We start from the raw sequence: 19018 nt of genomic DNA on the forward strand, positions 1-19018 counted from the left end.
CTGAACTCCTAAACGATATGACTATTTTAATTCAAATTTCAATTCGGCTGTTGGACGAACCAATCCACGTTCATGAAGAGTTTCAGCAATCTGAACTGAGTTCCAAGCAGCACCTTTGAGAAGGTTATCTGAAACAACCCACATGTGAATTCCTTTTTCTGCATCCAAGTCTTTACGGATACGACCAACAAAGGTATCACGCGAACCAACTGCATTGATGGCTTGAGGATAGATTTGATGAGCTACATCATCTTCAAGAACAGCACCTGGGAAGGCTGCGATAGCTGCTTTTACTTCTTCGATTGGAGCCACTTCTTTTGTTTCGATATAAACAGACTCAGAGTGAGCTGACAAGACTGGAATACGCACACATGTTGCAGATACTGCAATGCTATCATCTTCCATAATTTTCTTAGTTTCCTTGGTCATCTTCATCTCTTCGTACGTGTAATCATTATCAGTGAAAACATCAATTTGTGGAAGAGCGTTAAAGGCGATAGGATAATGTTTCTTGTCACCACCTGAAGGCAAAATTTCCGCATGCAAATCACATGGTTTCACACCATCATTCAAGACTTCACGAAGTTCACGTTGTGTCTCAAGAATTGCTCCCATACCAGCACCTGAAACGGCTTGATAAGTTGAAACAATGATACGGTCCAAGCCCCATTTTTGGCGAACCGGCTCAAGAGCCACCATCATTTGGATTGTTGAACAATTAGGGCAGGCAATGATTCCGTTGTGAGCATCAAGTGCATGAGCATTGACCTCTGGAACAACCAAAGGAACATCTGGATTTTGACGGAAATAAGATGTATTATCTACTACTACCACGCCAGCTTTTACTGCGTATGGTGCATACTTAGCTGATGTAGAACCACCTGCTGAAAAGAGAGCAATATCAACTCCTTCAAAAGCTGTTTCAGTCGTTTCTTCAATTGTAATATCTTGATCTTTAAATTTCAATGACTTACCTGCTGAACGTGCAGAAGCAAGGTAACGGATTTTATCGATTGGAAGTGTTGATTCTTCCAACATTTTTATCATCTGAGCACCGACAGCACCTGTCGCGCCGACTACAGCAACTGTATATCCCATAAATAACCTCTTTCGGAATTTTCTAAAAATTTCTATAATAGAAGTATTATACTACTTTTTCCATGAATTGCAAAGCTTTTTCATCATTTTTTGGAAAATAAAAATCCCAGTCGCTAGACTAGGGACTAAGAGGCATCTTCATGTGATGAGCAGGTTCACACAACTCATCAAGGTCCGCTCCTGCGTTATGACCTCCTTATGCTCAATAGTAGTCCGAAGACTACCTATCGACTCATCGCATATTCTATATTACTAGAGATACTTGATTTTGTCAATAAGAAATTTTTTCGATCGAGTATAACAAAAAACTCTCGTATTCAAGAGTTTCCCTATACATATCATGCTAATTGCCGGGATTGAACCGGCGACCTCATCCTTACCATGGATGCGCTCTGCCAACTGAGCTAAATCAGCTTACTTAAGAAGTATACTATATTCAGAAAAACTTGTCAAGTTTCCTTAGAAATTTTCCATAGGAAAAAGCCAGGTAAGAACTACCTAGCTTATCTTCTTCTATTTACTTAAATCAATTCGACGACCAATTTTACCAATAATAATCGCTCCAATAATCAATGAAGCAAATTCACCGATTCCTGTTGTAAACCAAGTAAGGAAGAATGGTAATTCTGCTACAATATTTAACTCTGCAGCGATAGTAAACATGGAAATTGAAAAGAGGATTGAAAAGAAGAAATGATCTTTTCGAATCAATCCGTTAAAGAGGTAATCTTTGCTATATTTTGCAAAAAGCCAAACACCTAAACTGAGGAATACTAAGGTTGAACCACCACCAACAAAGACATCTAGCAGTCCGAAGCTAAAGAAATTAGCAATCATACAACCGATGGTAACTCCGATGATGTACTTAGGATTGTAAAAAGCCATAAAGTTCATCATTTCTGAAATACGAAACTGATAAGCACCATAGCTGATGGCATTTAGGGGCGGTGTGACAGTCAAAACGACGTAGATAGCAGCGACGATTGCAATATCTGCAACATCACGAATAGTTAATTTTTTCATCTTTTCTCCTTTGGCGGTTATCCGCGTGTAATATGCTTGGTGAAAGAAGCTAAGCACCAAGGGTTGATTCATTCAACCTTACTAGTATAGCACAATAGCCTGCTTTATGCTATACTTAAAGCATGAAAAAACCTATTCAAAAATTTTTTAACAATGAAATCTTAGCCTATCTCTTTTTTGGCCTTGCGACAACTCTAGTTTCGATTCTCTCACGACTAGTCATTTATCAACTAAGTCATCAGGAACTCCTTGCTACGGCCTTGGCAAATATTATCGGTATCTTATTTGCCTTTATCACAAATGATACGATTGTATTTAAGCAAAAAAAGAAAAATAGACTTATCCGTTTAGTGAAATTTTCTCTTGCTCGCCTTTCTACTTTTCTGTTAGACTTGTTTTTAACTTTTCTCTTTGTAACCCAATTTCCTCACATCATAGGGCAATTCGTAACTGAAAACATTGATAAGATAAATGCTATTGAAACAATAATTGCACAAATATTCATTATTATCATCAATTATATCTTGAGCAAGGTCTATATTTTTAGAAAATAATGCTCCATTTATGAGCCTTTTAATTGCCTTCTATAATGATTTAGGATACAATGAAACACGAAACATTGAAAGGAAAACAGTATGTTAAAAAATCTAAAATCGTTCTTGCTTCGAGGAAATGTTATTGACCTTGCTGTCGGTGTTGTCATTGCCTCTGCTTTTGGTGCTATCGTTACTTCACTTGTAAACGACATTATCACTCCTCTTATTTTAAATCCCGCTTTGAAAGCTGCTAAAGTCGAACGTATCGCTCAACTTTCTTGGCATGGAGTCGGCTATGGTAACTTTTTAAGTGCTATTATCAATTTTATCTTTGTGGGTACCGCCCTCTTCTTTATTATCAAGGGCATTGAAAAAGCACAGAAACTGACTGGCATAAAGAAAGAAAAAACTGCCGAAAAAAAACCAACCGAATTGGAAGTCCTTCAAGAAATAAAAGCTCTCCTTGAGAAAAAATAATCGATTAAAAGGATCTAGCGCAAAGCTAAATCCTTTTTTCTTTACTCTTTGGGTAACTTGCCTGCTTTTTCAAGCATTTTTTTGATAAGATAAGGCATCTTAACATTCTCCCGCCCTTTTTTCTCAATCAGTTTTTTCACAAATTCTGGCATTTGTAAATCTTCAGATTCAGCTAAAATGTTTTTCGTCTCGTCTGAAGGAACTAACTCATCAAAGGTCTCTTCTTCTGGGAGAAATTCCTTAAACTCTTGATTTTCATTGACTCTAACTGTATTGACCAAAGCATCAATCAAACGAGAATCTGTATTTGGCATTGGTGGACGATGGTAGTTTACCCCAAATTCCTGGCATAAGTCATAACATTCTACATCATTGTCAAACAAGACCTCAATATGCTCACTGATGAAACTAATAGGTACAAAAATATAATGGTCTGGATGTTCTGTCTGTTCTCTGAGATACTCCAAAACATCTGGTTTAATCCATGGAATACCAATATCACTCTCACTCTGCCAAGTGTTGGTATATTGTTCTGAACTCAAGCCCAGTTTTTCAGCGACTAGCTTGCTATTTTCGAAAATTTGGTCTATATAAGGATCACCAAAGTCCAAGGCAAAAATGGGCACACTATGGGCTGAAAAGATGACTTTAAAGCTGTCTTGCTTTACTTCTTCTTTTAAAATCTTAGCAATTTCATCTGCCCAATAGTTTAAGAGCGCTTCTTCCTGATACCAGTCCTTAATGACCAAAAATTGAATTTGTTTGCTTTCTAAAAATTTTTCATAGCCCATGACAGAGTAGAAAGAATAATGGGGCTCCAAAATCAAGCAAATACACTGTTCAATTCCGTCTGCTTCCATTTGACCGATCACATCTGGAATAAAGGGACTGGAAAACTTATTAGCAAAGTAGACACTGTATTCATTCCCCAGCCTAGCTTCTACCAAGGCAACCTCTTGACGGGTAATTTTTTGCAGAGGCGTGCCTCCAATTCGTACATAATTATCATAGAGAGTCTGAATCTCGTGGTCTTGGGGTCTCACCCCACGACGAATATTTGTGAAAAAATCAGCTACACCTTCAAAGGTAATCTCTTCTGGTGAACCGAAGGTCATCATTAAAATTGCTTTTTTCATGACTGCTTCCTTGTGATGTTTTTATCAAGTTTATTTTATCATTAATTAATCGATAAGTAAACGCTAATATAGGGACATTCTCAATCTTCTGTCTTTTGTTTTTCTCTTCTTTCTATGATACAATGGAAAAAATAAATTCAAAAGGAGTTTTTTTATGACTTATCCAAATCTCTTGGACCGCTTCTTAACCTACGTTAAGGTCAACACGCGCTCTGATGAACACTCTACTACTACTCCAAGTACACAGAGTCAGGTTGACTTCGCAACAAATGTCCTAATTCCTGAAATGAAACGTGTTGGACTGCAAAATGTTTACTATCTACCGAATGGTTTTGCTATTGGAACCTTGCCAGCCAACGATCCGTCTTTAACACGTAAGATTGGTTTTATATCGCACATGGATACTGCTGATTTTAATGCTGAAGGAGTCAATCCACAGGTAATTGAAAACTACGATGGTGGTGTGATTGAACTAGGGAATTCTGGTTTCAAACTCGATCCAGCTGACTTCAAGAGTCTTGAAAAATATCCAGGACAAACGCTCATCACAACAGATGGAACAAGCTTGCTAGGTGCTGATGACAAGTCAGGAATTGCTGAAATTATGACAGCCATTGAATATCTAACTGCTCATCCTGAAATTAAGCACTGTGAGATTCGTGTTGGTTTTGGTCCAGATGAAGAAATCGGTGTTGGTGCCAATAAATTTGATGCAGAAGATTTTGATGTGGATTTTGCCTACACTGTTGATGGTGGTCCACTAGGTGAACTTCAGTACGAGACTTTCTCAGCCGCTGGTGCTGAATTGCATTTCCAAGGCCGTAATGTCCACCCTGGTACTGCCAAAGGGCAGATGGTCAATGCCCTTCAGCTAGCAATTGATTTTCATAATCAACTTCCAGAAAATGACCGACCTGAGTTAACTGAAGGTTACCAAGGTTTTTACCATCTAATGGATGTGACAGGTAGTGTTGAGGAGGTGCGTGCAAGCTACATCATTCGTGATTTTGAAAAAGATGCCTTTGAAGCGCGTAAAGCATCCATGCAATCTATCGCTGATAAGATGAATGCAGAACTTGGGAGCTACCGTGTCACTCTCAACTTGACAGACCAGTACTACAATATGAAAGAAGTCATTGAAAAAGATATGACTCCAATTACCATTGCTAAAGCCGTTATGGAAGATCTAGGTATCACGCCTATTATCGAACCAATCCGGGGTGGAACAGACGGCTCTAAGATTTCCTTTATGGGAATCCCAACTCCGAATATCTTTGCAGGTGGCGAAAATATGCACGGACGTTTTGAATACGTTAGCCTTCAGACTATGGAACGTGCAGTTGATACCATCATTGGCATCGTAGCTTATAAAGGCTAAAAAGACGAGGTAGCTCAGCTACTTCGCCTTTCTTTTTATTCTACTGGTTTTTCTTGATTTCCAGTAGTTGTAGAAGATTCTGTTGTTTCATTTTCTGAAGTTGATTCAGCAGGTTTAGAATCTCTTGTATTGCTTGGTTTGTTTTCGTCGCTAGCAATTTCAATGTTAGATTCTGCAGTTGCGTTTGGTTGGTTCTCAGCACTGGTGTTATCACTATTTGCTTCAGCATTTCTTGCTGGACTTGTTTCTTCACTTGCGCTAGCTTTTGACTGGATTTGATGATTCAAAACTAGAATAGCTTTTGTCGATTCAAGTAAAGCTGTTTTGTCTTTACTCTTAGCAGAAAGTTGATCTAATAATGCATCCACCTTATCAAAGTCCGCATCAGATCCATTATTACTTTCTAAATAAGAGTGAAGCGACATGAGAATATCGTAGAGTTTTTGATAGAGTACAAGTGTCTGAGAATCTTGCTCAGCATTTTCCTTTTCTTGTTGAAGGGCGCTAGCGATACGAGTCAAGACATCTTTTACCTGACTGTTTACTTCATCCAAGTCTGCATCAGCCTTGTTTGTGGCAGCTTTTAGATTTTCTACTTCTTCTGCCAAGGATTGTCTGATTCCTTCTTCATGGATTTGTTCCAAGAGTTGATTTACCTTGCTCAAAAGACTTTCTACTTCTTCCTTGCTATCTGTCGCAGATTATTGGTTGCCATCTACCATGTACTCCTAAAACAGGAGAGTTATAATCCAAGATTACAAGGCCTTACAGAAATAAGAAATCCAGATAAGACAATGTTCGTCCAAGACGCTATTCGCTTCGCACAGCAGCACGGATTCAATATGCTTTAATTTTAAAGTTTAGGTGTCAAGACCTCTTTTTAGTGTGCCCAAAATTTAGAGAAGTAATCAATCAACTAACTTTTATTTTTTTCAAACTTTCAGTAAACTGACCTAAAGCTAACTCAATCTGTCTTTGTAGATGCTTCTGCTATCAGCTAGAAGTTGATCTACTTTTGCCAAGACTGCCTTCTCATCAAAAGTTCCAGGTTGATAGTTGGATTGCAGGGATGGAATCTTGTTTTTCAAAGCCGCTTCATATCCCTTAGTTTGAACCTTGATGTAGTGATTGTGGTCGCCATGAGGAATCACAAAACCTTCTGAATCTTCACTTATAATTCGATTGGCATCAAAACCATGACCATCTTCTTCCTCATGATGGACATGTAGTGACGGATTACTTAATACAGAACTAGAAGAACTTCCTACCTCTTCCGTGTTAGAGTGTGATGGGGGATTGTTAAGAGATGACTTAGGAATATAGTGATAGTGATCCCCATGTCTTACTATATAAGCATCACCTGTATCTCTGACAATATCATTAGGGTTAAAGACATATGTGGCTGCTAATTCACCTGCCGACAAGTCACTCTCAGGAATGAAATGATAGTGACCACCATGTGGTACTATAGTAGATTGAAATAGAATATGAGCAAATTGATAAGGGGATTTTAAAGTAATTTCTAACAATGATTTAGAAACTATGATGTGCTATTCTAAATTCAACTCACTATATATAACCATCATCGGTAGTATAACGTCCCTGTAATTTTGCTACAGATACTTCTGCACTAGCTCCTTTATCGTCTTTACCATGTTCTTGTTTTTGGCGATTGATTTCATCTTTTGTTCGTACATTTTCTGCATGAGCTTGATCTTTAAGGTAAACATAATACTTTCCATCTACCTTAATAATATATCCTCCCTTAACCTAACTGACGATATCTTGATCTTTCGGCTGATAGTTGGGGGCTTTCATTAATAGCTCTTCACTAAAGAGCGCATCAAAAGGAACTTTACCATTATAGTAGTGATAATGATCGCCATGAGAAGTTACATAACCTTGATCTGTAATCTTAATAACAATTTGTTTTGCTTGAATTCCTTCTTTTTGACTAACCTAGTCTGGAGTCAAATTTTCAGTCTTCTTAGTGTCTTTATTACTGTTTACATATGAAACACGATTTTTATCTGTATTGGCCTGTTAGCTATGTTGGTTCAGAGCATAAACACACAGACTTAAGGAAAGGATAACAACAGATCCAGCTGCTATATATTTCTTTTTAAATTTCATAATTACCTCATTTCTATAATTATTTATATGATGTCTTCATTATTAAATGATTAAATAAATTAATTAACCAATTAATTAACTAGTAAATATTCCACCTCTTTTTAAGTTGTATGTCAAGAAATTTTATATATTAATAATAAAATGAAATTCTCCCAAAGTCAGAGTTTTATTTCTAACTTTTGAGAGAACTTCATTTTTGATTCAGACTTTTTCTACTGCTATTCCTTACGCTATGAGATCAGATAAATTCTTTTTTATCACTTCTCCACTTGGCAATCTTAATTCAATCGTTCCATCCATATTGAATATAACACTATCTAAGCCTAATCCGTAACTAGCTGTAAATTTTTCTAATTTTTCTTGTACAGGATCTACTGCTGGAGCTTCCTCTAATGCTGGATCTAACATAGGGTCACTCCCCACATTCCCTTCTGGATTCAACATTCCATTATCCGTTGAGTTTTCTGGTTTTACAGGTTTTTCGTTTGGTGCCTCTGGTAAAGAATCTGCTGGTTTATTTTCTGTTGGTTGGTTCTCAACTGTTCCAGTAGATACTTTTCCAGTTTCAGATGGTTTATTTTCACCATTTCCTTGAGGTGCTTCTCCTGTAAAATCTGCCATATTCTTTTTAATGACTTCTCCCGATGGTAAATATAATTCAATTGTTCCGTCCATATTAAACAAGACATTTTCTAGCTTCATCCCATAACTTTCAGCAAATTTTGCTACTTTTTCTTGTACAGGATCCACTGTAGGAACTTCTTCTAACGTTGAATCACTAGTACTGTTCCCAGTTTCAGGAAGCTTTTCTTTTTCTACCTTCTCACTAGTCTTTGGTTCTTCTACCTTTTCATCAAGTTTTGAGTTTTCTTGTGCTTTATTCCTTTTAAATTGTGGTAGAATACTTGGTTTATCAGTTTGATTTTCTTTTTCCAAGATAGGTACTTCCACAATATAAGTCGATTGATTGTCCAAATAAGCATTTGCCATGAAGGTTACAGGAATTTTATTTCCGGCCGTTCTGGTTGTTCCTTGGTTTAATTTCGGAATCGGTAATTTAATTTCACCAACTTTATAGTTATTTTCTAAATAAGCATTTCCATGAAATTCATCAAACACTCTGACTAAAGCATCAGTTCCTTTAGGCACTGCAAATTGAGGGTTCACTCTTAAATAAGTATCCCCTGCATGGAAAGGATAGAAAATCGTTTGACTGGCCATTTTGTAAGCTAAAGAGGTTGGAACTGTAAATGTACCATCATAACTTACTTCTGGATAATCTTTTGAAGCGATAGTATACTTAAATGTTTGTCCTGGTAAATAAGGTTGATCTAATTCAAAGTTTGCAATATTCCCTACTCCTTCTCCAAATACTTTACCAGATACTTTCTCCAATACTTTTCCATCTGGTGTTATTAATTTTACTAGCATATTGATACCTAATTTTTTTTCCAATTCAGGCGGAAAACTAAAAGAAACGCGTTTTTGACCATTGGCTAGAGTAAAGTTTTGATTATTAAACGTACTATTTTTTAACAAATTAACAACATTCGTTAATTCTTCTCCAGTATAAACTTTATTCCCTTCTTTTTTAGCAACTCCTTCTTCGGGTTTAAACAGTTCATAGTTACTGTGAGAATGACCAATTCCAACCGGTTTATGTTCATCAATCGGATCTGCATGATGGTGATCTCCATGCGGATAAATAATCGCATTTTTTTCTTTATTCACGACAATACTTTCACGTTTGACACCATATTGTTTCATAATGCCAGCAATTTTTTCTTCGATTTTTTTATCTAAATCTTTCATTTCTTTGGCATTACCTGGATAATCCTGTTCATGAGATGACAAAGAATCTAATCCATTATGACTAGTTTTAACTTCCTCTAAATGTTTTTGCGCAGCCTTAATTTGCTCTTCTGTCAAGTCCTTCTTGAAGAAATAATGATTGTGGTCTCCGTGACTCATGACAAAACCTGATTCATCTTCAGCGATAATACGATTAGCATCAAATCCGTATCCATCTTCTTCATGTTTCTCATGTGAAGTTCCTGGATTGATTGGAAGAGATGGAGAAGGTGTTGCTAGACTATTGTTTGGAAGAGTCGGTTGCCCAATTTGATTTGATTTTGGAATGTAATGGAAATGATCACCATGTCTTACAATATAAGCTGTAGCCGTTTCTTCAACGATATCTTTTGGATTAAAAATATAACCATCAGATGCTGAAGAGAGTTTCTTACTTGTCGTTAAAGAAGAAGGATTGCTTGAAAGACTGCCTAGACTAGACACTACTTCATTAGGTTTTGCATTTGTAGAAACTGTAGAACCAGTTCCACTGATAGGCACCATTCTGGCAATCTTTTCTTCTAAGGCAGAAAGCTTGCTGTAAGGAATAAAGTGGTAATGGTCGCCATGCGGAATCGCAACTCCATTTGGTGTACGACTGATAATCTTAGCAGGGTCAAAGACCAGGCCATCTGATTCACTGTAACGTTGGGCGCTAGGTGAATCATAGAGTTCCTTCAAAAGACTCTGGAGATTTTCAGATTTATTTGCTGGCTTGCTAGTTGATCCTTTTGCTACAGATTGCGTGTTATTGTCACTAGCTGTTGAAGAATAGCTTAACTGACTCGGTTGCATATTTTTTCCAGCCAGATGTGCTTTAGCTGCTGCTAATTCACTAGCAGATAAATCGCTTTTGGGAATGTAGTGATAGTGACCTCCATGAGGAACGATATAAGCATTACCCGTATCTTCGATAATATCAGCTGGATTAAAGACATAACCATCATTTGTCGTATATCGTCCCTGAGACCTTGCTACAGCAACATTAGAGTTAACCTTCTCATTATCTTTGACATGTTCTTGTTTTTGACGATTGATTTCATCTTTAGTTCGAACATTATCAGCATGAGCTGCATCTTTCAGGTAGACATAATATTTTCCATCGACCTTGATGATATAACCACCCTTGACTTCATTGACAATATCAGCGTCTTTAAGTTGATAGTTTGGATCCTTCATCAAGAGTTCTTCACTAAAGAGGGCATCATAAGGAACTTTCCCATTATAGTAATGATAGTGGTCACCGTGTGACGTTACATAGCCCTGATCTGTAATTTTGATTACAATTTGCTCAGCCTGAATTCCTTCTTTCTGGCTAACCTGGTCTGGTGTCAAGTTTTCACTTTTCTGACTTGACTGGCTGCCATCCACATAAGAGACACGATTATTGTCCTTATTTTCCTGCGAACGATGCTGGTTTAGTGCATAGGCACATAGACTCAAGGATACGATAACAGCTGATCCAGCTGCTATATATTTTTTACTAAATTTCATAAATCCCTCATTTCAATAAATGATGAAGTTTTTTTCTCAACTTCTTTTACTTTATTAAATAGTTTTCTAAACCGATTATTTAACCATTTAATTAACCAGTAAATAGTCTACTATTTAAAATTACTTTTGTCAAGTTTCTGTTACGTTTTTCTAAAAAAGAGAAGTAACACGAAAGGTTACTTCTCCATAAAATATGCTCCATTCATTTTACTACTGTATAGGAGCCGGTTGACTTTCTTTTAACAAAGCCAAGAGACTATCTACTTCTGCTGAAATAGTATTATTATCTTTCGTTCCGAGAAGAAGACTACTTTTTAGACCAGTCAATGTCTCCATAGCATTTTGTCTAATACTAGAATCTGTTACTTTTTCTAGCAAGGCCTCCGCCTCTGCTATCTTAGCGTTAATAACAGAATGCTCTACTTGAGGAATTTCAGCCTCATCTGTAGTATCTTCAGCTTCTTCCTCTGTCTCTTCCGTATCAGTGCTTGGTTTATAAAGATTATCTGCTGAAGGATTTAAACCAGCGTGATTCTCTTTTTCATCAGATTCAGGGTGAGTTGGCTCACTTACTTCATCATGTTCCTTATCTTCCTCAGGTTTTTCTGTCTGAGGTTTCTCCGTTTGATTGGTATCAGCTTGACCATTTTTGTTTCTTTGAACATGGTCGCTAGCGTTACCAAAACCATTATCTGAATGCGGACGTTCGTTTGGATGTTCGACATAGTACTTGACAGTCGCCAAAAGATCCTCAAGAGTATACCCCTTAGGTGCCTCATAAAGGCCTTCGTCAAACCACTCAAATTTGATGTTATGGTAATGGTCATAATGAGGTATGATTAAACTACCGTTTTTGACTTCTACAGTATATTGAAGATTGTAAGGCATACGATCAAGTGGCACCTTCTTAGCTGCTTTCACGCGGTTGTAGATAGCTTCTGCTCCTTTTGCCTCAGTATTTCCTGAATCCTGATGATCTGTCGAAGGAGGGGTCAAACCTTTCTCTTTAGCATAAGCCTGGGCTGCCGCTCTCTCAGCTTCAGACAAACTATCTTTTTTAATCCAGTGGCTATGGGTCATATGTGGAGTTACATAGGCATCCCCCTCATCACTGGTTATATCACGAGGATCAAAGATATAACCGTCTTCTGTTGTGTACTTGCCTGCCAACTTGGCTACTTGAATCTCATCATCAGTGTAGGTAATTTGCGCATTTGGTTTTCCTAAACGTTCTGGATGACGAATCGGAGCTAAGAAGGCAAGAATATCATCCACTAACTTGACTTTATCACTTGAGACATCCTTGAGTCGTTCCAACAGGTTATCCAAAGCCTCAAAATCAACTTGTCGACCTTTATTATCAAGTAAATCTTGGTGAATTCTTGCTAGTAAGTCATAAGCCTTATTGTAAAATTCTCTATCACTAGATGGGAGGTCAGTTTTCTTAGATCCTAGCTTATGAGATAAACTTTCCTGCTTGGCCAGTTTGCTATCAATGCCTGCTGCTGTTTCTGCTGAAAGATCCTTGGCTGGGATATAACGAGAAACTCCATTCTCCTCAAAGACATAACCATCGCCTACTTTTCGAACAGCTTCTTTGACCAATTTCTCATCAATTGGATTGCTTGGAGCTGGTTGCGGACTTGGACTAGGTTCTGGAGTCGGTTGTGGACTTGGTTGTTCTGGTCTTGAATCTGGTACCCAATGGTTTGAACGATAACGAAGGGGAATAATACGAGCAATTCGTTTTTCCAATTCAGACATTTGTTCATAAGGGATAAAGTGGTAATGGTTACCATGAGGGACAGCTACACCTCTGGCGGTTCGACTTGTGATTTGCGCTGGGTCGAAAATAAGGCCATCAGATTCCACATGGCGTTCTGATAAGGGTTTAGCATACAATTCACGTAAAAGGCTTGAAATGTTTTCCCCTTGATTTTGATGATAAGTTGGAGTGACAGTCAGATTGTGGTTCTCTGACAATCTTGGTTGAGCTGGATTTGCATTATGACTAGAACTTGAAGAAGGACGAGATCCCTGCTTCCCATTCCAATAGGCTTGGGCAGCAGCTAATTCACTGGCAGACAAATCACTCTTAGGAATATAGTGGAAGTGATTGCCGTGAGGGACAATATAAGCATCACCCGTGTCCTCAATGATATCAGATGCATTGAAGATATACCCATCATCTGTGGTGTAGCGTCCTTGGGCTCTGGCTGCAACTACTGCTTGATCGTTAGAACCACCCCCGTGATTATGACTGTGTTCCTGCTTCTGACGTTTAATCTCTTCTTTTGTCCGAATATTATCCGCATGAGCTGCATCCTTAAGGTAAACATAGTATTTACCGTTTACCTTAATGACATAACCACCCTTGATTTCATTGACAATGTCTGAATCCTTCAACTGATAATTCGGATCTTTCATGAGGAGCTCTTCACTGATGATGGCATCATAAGGGACCTTGCCATTATAGTAATGATAATGGTCTCCATGAGAGGTCACATAACCTTGATCCGTAATCTTGATGACGATTTGTTCGGCGTTGATCCCCTCCCTCTTACTGACTTCATCTGGTGTCAAATTTTCTGCCTTTTGACCAGCCTGATCACCATCTATATAAGCAACTCGATTAGACTCTTTCTTATCCTGACCAGCTTGGTAACGCCCAAGTTCATAGGAACAAACACTTAGGGCAAGAACTGCCACTGAACCTGCTACATATTTTTTATTGATTTTCATTCTTTCCTCACTTTAATTCTTCTGCTAGAACACTCATATTTTCTTCCAGATTTTCTAAATAGGTCTTGTCATTTTGTGGGTCTGCCTCTAAAGGATTCAGAGTTTTAAGACCCACACCTGTTGATTTGACAAGAGTTTCAGCTACTTTTGAAGAAGCATTACTTTCTGTAAAAATCGTTTTAACCTTATAGGTTTTAACAAATTCCTGAATTTCTGTTAATTGTCGTGGACTTGGTTCTTGTTCAGGAGAGATGCCTGCAATACCAAGTTGATTAAGCCCAAATCTCTTCGCTAGATAAGAAAAGGCTGTATGTTGTGTTACAAATGTTTTCTGAGTCGCTTTTTCAAATTTTGGTTGGAATTTCTTAGTCAATTCCTGAGCTTTTTTGATAAAGGCTTGCGCATTTTTCTGATAAGTCTCTTTATGCTCACTATCCACCTCTGAAAGTTTATCAGCGATAATTTGGGCTTCTTCTCCAGCTTTTTCAGGATCTAGCCATGTGTGAGGGTCATAGAGCGTTTTTTCATCAACTCCATCCCCTGCTTCCACATCCTCTAGTCCAGGGACACGTTCCAAGGTCATTCCCTCAGAAGCCTCTAAGACCTTCACTTTGGATTTTTTTAGATTTGGATCCAGACTTCCTGCCCAAGATTCGAGTGTATGAGAATGGTAAACAAAGACATCTGAATCATAGATGGCTGCGATATCATTTGCCGAAGGTTCAAAGGAGTGAATACCACTACTTGACTGAATCATCCGAACATCATTCAAGTCACCAGATACTTCCTTAACCATAGCGTAGATAGGATAAAAACTGGTCACAATTTTCATCCCCTTTCCTGTCTGACTTTCCTTTTGACCACAAGCCCCCAAGCACAAAAGAAAGACACTTAACAGGACTAAAAATAAATTTTGTTTCTTCATGAACAACTCCTTAACCATTTAATTAACTAGTAAATATTCTACTCCTGAAAATTTAATCTGTCAAGATATTTTTAGAAAAAATTTGAAATTTCTTTCACATATAAAAATCTACTGAGTGTCAACAACTCAATAGACTTTCACTTTATTCTTCTATGGTAGAATGCTTATAGCCATAAGTGAAGTAAATAATACTTCCTACTAACAACGCAACTAGGAAAGCAATCCAGGTATTCATATTATACTGTAACATGAAGGATAAACAAATGATGATCGATAAAATTGGTAACAGAGGTACCAATGGTGTTTTAAATTCCCCAGCTTTGGGCATTCCTTTTTCTTTCCGTAAGCGAATCAGACCATAAGCCAGCAGGATCAAGTAGGCTAAGGTACAAATATTTAAAAAGGCTGCAATACTGGCTAGCGGGAACATTCCTGCTGCTACTGCTGAAGCTAGACCTGTCAAGATAGTAGCATTCTTTGGTATCTTGCTAGTCTTCGTCAGTTCCTTAAAGGCAGCAGGCACTAAGCCGTCACGTGCTAAACTGTAAATCATACGCGATAGGGCATAGGTCATCGAAATACAAACTGTAATCAAGGTCAAGATAGCCACTAATGACACATAGTTGGCTGCCCAACTAATCCCAACACTACGAAGGGCAAAGGCAACGGCATCATCGACATTTAAATGACTATAGTGAACCACACCAGTCAAAACAAGGGTCACCAAGGCATAGAGAATGGTTACGATAGAAAGCGATAAGACAATCCCTCTAGGAATATTTTTTTGAGGAGTCTTGACTTCATCTACAGCCATAGAGATGGATTCAAATCCCAAAAAACCGAAGAACATCAAGGACGCACCAGCTATAATACCAGTACTAGCTCCATAGATTTGTCCAAAACCGTAAGGAGCAAAATTGCTCCAATTATCAAACTTAATATTCCAAATTCCTACTAAAACAAAGAGAGCTAAAGCGGAAAATTTCAAAATAACTAGAATCGAATTAAAGCGTAAGGCTGCCTTGGCATTTAGTAAAACAAGCGAAGTCACCAAGACCAAGACAAGAATAGGCAATAAATCAACAAATGTCCCTGCTTGAGGATTAAAGGTACCATTTAAAGCCTGAGGAAGGGCTATCCCGTATTGAGAGAGCAAGCCTTTAAAATAAGCTGCCCAACCCGAAGCTACGCCTGATATGGCTGTCATGAACTCCATCATGGTTAACCAACCAGCCAACCAGGCAGGGAATTCTCCTAAGATAGCATAGAGGTAACTATAGGCACCTCCTGTAGCGGGTACTCGCGAGGCAAATTCTGCAAAAAAGAGGGCTGATAATCCCACACACAAGGCAGAAATAACGATTGAAATCACTAGTGCTGGACCAGCAAGTGTAGCAGCTGCAGTACCTGTGATTGTAAAGACACCTGTCCCTACCATGGCTCCAATACCCAGCAAAATCAAATCCCATAACTTCAAATGCCTATGCATCTCTGTTTTATCTAAACTAACATTCTTTGTTCTAAATATATTCATCTTTGACTCCAAAATAAACTGATGATTCTATTTTACCATAAATATAGGAGATATGTGAATATTTATAAAATGTTTTTCTAAAAAAATCTGACTACCGTAACTTCTCAAAGTAACTTCCATCTCTCTCCCAAAACTGGAAGTTACTCTAAAACGACTCTGTTTTAGGGCTATTTGTCGTGCACTTTTTTCTGAGTCTTTTCGCTTTTGAACCCTTATATATCAAGAAAAAGAAAACCAGTGGAAGTTAGTCTAAGACGGATTTCCACTGATGTCACGCGTTTTTCTCATACTAAAAGCTAGGTTGTGGGAAACTGGAAGTTAGTTTTAGAAGTTACCAAAATCTGACTACATCTTGTAATCAGATTTTATCGATTCTAGTTCATTTCTTTAAATGCTGTTTCTGCATCCGCATTACTGATAGCACCAAATTGAATCTTTCCAATCTTTCCTTGGCTATCAATTAAATATTCTGTAGGAATGCTTCGAATTTGATAAGCTTGGAAGGTGGTTGCTTTGGTATCATAAAGAACTGGGATATCCTTATATCCTTGTTCCTGGAACCATTGTGGGAATTGCTCAACAGTTTTTTCACCTTGAATTCCTGGTGCAATGACAGTAAGAATTTCGAAATCACGATCTGGTTTCGCCGCTAGTTCCATCAACTCTGGCATACTTTTCTTGCATGGACCGCACCATGAAGCCCAAAACTTCAAGTAAACCTTTTTACCCTTAAAATCAGATAACTTAACTTCTTTGCCATCCATGGATTGCAATGTGAAGTTTGGAGCATCTTTTCCAACAGCAATTTGTTGTACAGTCGTTTGTTGTTTTGGCTGTTGTGCTGCTTGAGTCTTTTTAGTTTCTTCCTCACCACAGGCCATCAATACAACTAATGACAAGAGACTTAAGCCAGCAAACATTACTTTTTTCATTTGTCCTCCTTTATTCAAAAATTCCAGCTAGAACATTTACTTGTCCTAATAGTAACAAAATTCCCATTAAAACAATGAGGAAACCACCAATTTTCTTTAGTAGCATCATATGACGCTTGATTTTACTAAAATATGGCATGACTAGACCTGAAGCTAGTGCCAATACCAAGAAAGGAAGGGCCATGCCCAGAGTGTAAATGAGAGTATAAATCGCTCCTTGCCAAGCGCCATTGCCTCCAGAAGCCGCAAGTGCTAAAACAGAACTTAAAACTGGACCAATACAAGGTGTCCAACCAAAGCTAAAGGTAATACCAAGTAAAAAAGCTGACCAATAACGATTAGAATCTGATTTTTTAAAGGTAAAACTTTTTTGAACTTCTAATTTCTTCAAATGAAAAATTTCCATCTGGTGAAGACCCAAAATGATAATAATAGCTCCCATGCCATATCGAAACCAATTTGCATAGAGAATATGACCAAAGTAACCAGCACCAAAGCCTAGAATAAAGAAAATGAGAGAGATACCAGCGATAAAGCAAAGTGTTCGAATCAAGCCTGACCAGAGAACCTTTCTCCCAAACAAAGAAAAGCTTTTTGCACTTTCTTGATCATCCAATAAAATCCCAGCATAGACTGGCAGAAGAGGAAAAATACAAGGAGAAAAAAAGGATAAAACACCTGCTAGAAAAACAGAGATTAAAAATACTATCGTTTCCAATAAAGAACCAACTTTCTTAATAATTCTAATCCTATTTTACTATATTCAATTTTATTTGTAAGCTTTCTGCTACGCAAAATCGTATCGGGCACTATTGGACCAATCTTTTCTTTTGCTAGTCAAGGCGGATCTTATCCCCCAAAATAGCCAAAAAGCAACGACAAGGATTACTCATCGCTGCTTTTGTGAACGAAAATGTCTTTTAGGTCTGACATTTCATAAATCATGTTTTACTTGAGTTTGTCAAGGATTGCTTTAAGCTCCTCTACTAGTTTAGTTTCTGTCTCTGCTGAGCCATTTTCTTCTTTCACGAAATCAAGGGTTTCTTGGAGAAGGTTTTGGGCTTTGGCAAGGACTTTTTTATCCGCTTTTTCTGCATCTAGCTGTCCTAGAACCTTGATCAATTCCGTGCTTAATTGCTGGATTTCTGACTCTTTCTTACGGCGAATCAGCCAGAAGGCAATCACGCCTAGGAGGGCAAGTAGACTGACCACAATCACTCCTGCCGGAACTGAGTTTGTTTCAGTCATCTTATCTGAATCCTTACTATCTTCCGTTCCTTGTTTTGCATCCTTCTTGTCCTGTGCAGGCTTGCTGTCGCTAGCATTTGCTTTCACATCTTTGAGAGAGTCCAAGGCAGCCCAGCCTTCACAGACTCTACTGCAGTATGCAGACCTTACTCTGTCAAGGCACTATCTTCCGGAGCTTTTTGAGCATCTAGGAGGACAGCCTTGGTTGCATCGATTTTCTGATCAGATACTGTTGCCAAAGCTTTCAAGCGTTGGTCTAGCTCTTGACTCAAGGCACGAAGTTCAGACTTGTCAACTTGCTCTTGAGCTTGTGTGCTCGTTGAGCTAGCCGAAGCGCTTGCTACCACTCTAGGATCTTGAGTCGGAGCTGAGCTTGGAGCTGGGATAGGGCTTGCAGGTTGACTAGGAACAGTTATGATATATTGAAACTAGAATAGTACATATGGACTTCTAAAACATTGTTAGAATTCGATTTTACTGTCCTGATCGATTTGTCCTGTTCTTATTTCAT

General features: G+C 38.1%; 14 protein-coding genes, 1 tRNA gene, 4 pseudogenes and 1 riboswitch. Of the genes and pseudogenes, 4 read left to right on the forward strand and 15 right to left on the reverse strand.

What is annotated here, in order from left to right:
• Positions 1-21 precede the first annotated feature (21 nt).
• The 3 genes from AT689_RS08750 to AT689_RS08760 all read right to left on the reverse strand — a co-directional run bounded on the left by AT689_RS08750 (position 22) and on the right by AT689_RS08760 (position 2121).
• Positions 22-1098, reverse strand: a complete 1077-nt coding sequence (locus AT689_RS08750) for an aspartate-semialdehyde dehydrogenase (RefSeq protein ID WP_000542470.1) — start codon at positions 1096-1098, stop codon at positions 22-24.
• A 341-nt stretch (positions 1099-1439) separates the two neighbouring features.
• Positions 1440-1512, reverse strand: a tRNA-Thr gene (locus AT689_RS08755).
• Between the two features lie 99 nt (positions 1513-1611).
• A complete protein-coding gene (locus AT689_RS08760) occupies positions 1612-2121 on the reverse strand; it encodes a QueT transporter family protein (protein WP_000737071.1) in 510 nt (169 codons plus the stop codon).
• A riboswitch (PreQ1 riboswitch) is annotated at positions 2119-2215 on the reverse strand. (Overlaps the previous gene by 3 nt.)
• A 28-nt stretch (positions 2216-2243) precedes the next feature.
• On the opposite strand from AT689_RS08760, the gene AT689_RS08765 reads away from it, so the two are divergent.
• Both AT689_RS08765 and mscL read left to right on the forward strand, forming a co-directional pair.
• Positions 2244-2675, forward strand: coding sequence for a GtrA family protein (locus AT689_RS08765; protein WP_000742997.1), 432 nt, complete (start codon positions 2244-2246; stop codon positions 2673-2675).
• Between the two features lie 81 nt (positions 2676-2756).
• Positions 2757-3134, forward strand: a complete 378-nt coding sequence (mscL, locus tag AT689_RS08770) for a large conductance mechanosensitive channel protein MscL (RefSeq protein WP_000916795.1) — start codon at positions 2757-2759, stop codon at positions 3132-3134.
• Positions 3135-3175: 41 nt separating this feature from the next.
• On the opposite strand, the gene hemH is transcribed toward mscL, so the two are convergent.
• Positions 3176-4270 (reverse strand): ferrochelatase, encoded by a 1095-nt coding sequence (gene hemH, locus AT689_RS08775; RefSeq protein ID WP_000709247.1) that lies wholly within the window; start codon positions 4268-4270, stop codon positions 3176-3178.
• A 154-nt stretch (positions 4271-4424) separates the two neighbouring features.
• Here hemH and pepT point away from each other — a divergent pair, with 154 nt between their 5' ends.
• Positions 4425-5648, forward strand: a complete 1224-nt coding sequence (gene pepT, locus AT689_RS08780) for a peptidase T (RefSeq protein ID WP_000222039.1) — start codon at positions 4425-4427, stop codon at positions 5646-5648.
• A gap of 35 nt (positions 5649-5683) precedes the next feature.
• On the opposite strand, the pseudogene AT689_RS08785 reads toward pepT, so the two are convergent.
• Positions 5684-6337: pseudogene (locus AT689_RS08785) on the reverse strand (pneumococcal-type histidine triad protein); the annotation flags it as partial.
• On the opposite strand from AT689_RS08785, the pseudogene AT689_RS08790 reads away from it, so the two are divergent.
• Positions 6335-6499: pseudogene (locus tag AT689_RS08790) on the forward strand (IS110 family transposase); the annotation flags it as partial. The pseudogenes AT689_RS08785 and AT689_RS08790 sit on opposite strands and share 3 nt — an antisense overlap.
• A 73-nt stretch (positions 6500-6572) precedes the next feature.
• Here AT689_RS08790 and AT689_RS13840 read toward each other — a convergent pair.
• The 10 genes and pseudogenes from AT689_RS13840 to AT689_RS08835 all read right to left on the reverse strand — a co-directional run.
• Positions 6573-7120, reverse strand: a pseudogene (locus AT689_RS13840) (pneumococcal-type histidine triad protein); the annotation flags it as partial.
• 100 nt (positions 7121-7220) lie between these two features.
• Positions 7221-7781, reverse strand: a pseudogene (locus AT689_RS13845) (pneumococcal-type histidine triad protein); the annotation flags it as partial.
• 225 nt (positions 7782-8006) lie between these two features.
• Positions 8007-11126 (reverse strand): pneumococcal histidine triad protein PhtE, encoded by a 3120-nt coding sequence (gene phtE, locus AT689_RS08800; protein WP_000672595.1) that lies wholly within the window; start codon positions 11124-11126, stop codon positions 8007-8009.
• Positions 11127-11336: 210 nt separating this feature from the next.
• Positions 11337-13868 carry a pneumococcal histidine triad protein PhtD gene (gene phtD, locus AT689_RS08805; RefSeq protein WP_060544781.1) on the reverse strand — a complete coding sequence of 844 codons (2532 nt, stop codon included), beginning with the start codon at positions 13866-13868 and terminating at the stop codon, positions 11337-11339.
• Between the two features lie 7 nt (positions 13869-13875).
• A complete protein-coding gene (gene adcAII / locus AT689_RS08810; protein WP_000744533.1) occupies positions 13876-14793 on the reverse strand; it encodes a zinc-binding lipoprotein AdcAII in 918 nt (305 codons plus the stop codon).
• Between the two features lie 142 nt (positions 14794-14935).
• The gene (locus AT689_RS08815) at positions 14936-16327 is read right to left on the reverse strand and encodes an APC family permease (protein WP_001020318.1); all 1392 of its coding nucleotides are present in this window, start codon (positions 16325-16327) and stop codon (positions 14936-14938) included.
• Between the two features lie 374 nt (positions 16328-16701).
• Positions 16702-17259 (reverse strand): thiol-disulfide oxidoreductase-associated lipoprotein SdbB, encoded by a 558-nt coding sequence (sdbB, locus tag AT689_RS08820; RefSeq protein ID WP_000757374.1) that lies wholly within the window; start codon positions 17257-17259, stop codon positions 16702-16704.
• Between the two features lie 10 nt (positions 17260-17269).
• Positions 17270-17977 carry a thiol-disulfide oxidoreductase-associated membrane protein CcdA2 gene (gene ccdA2, locus AT689_RS08825; RefSeq protein ID WP_000447990.1) on the reverse strand — a complete coding sequence of 236 codons (708 nt, stop codon included), beginning with the start codon at positions 17975-17977 and terminating at the stop codon, positions 17270-17272.
• Positions 17978-18207: 230 nt separating this feature from the next.
• On the reverse strand, positions 18208-18612 hold the full coding sequence (locus AT689_RS08830; RefSeq protein WP_000377663.1) for an EGFR-like transmembrane domain-containing protein: 405 nt from the start codon (positions 18610-18612) through the stop codon (positions 18208-18210).
• A gap of 41 nt (positions 18613-18653) precedes the next feature.
• On the reverse strand, positions 18654-18854 hold the full coding sequence (locus AT689_RS08835) for a hypothetical protein (RefSeq protein ID WP_000226586.1): 201 nt from the start codon (positions 18852-18854) through the stop codon (positions 18654-18656).
• Between the last annotated feature and the right edge of the window lie 164 nt (positions 18855-19018).

The organism is Streptococcus pneumoniae, assembly GCF_001457635.1.
GTDB classification, from domain to species: domain Bacteria; phylum Bacillota; class Bacilli; order Lactobacillales; family Streptococcaceae; genus Streptococcus; species Streptococcus pneumoniae.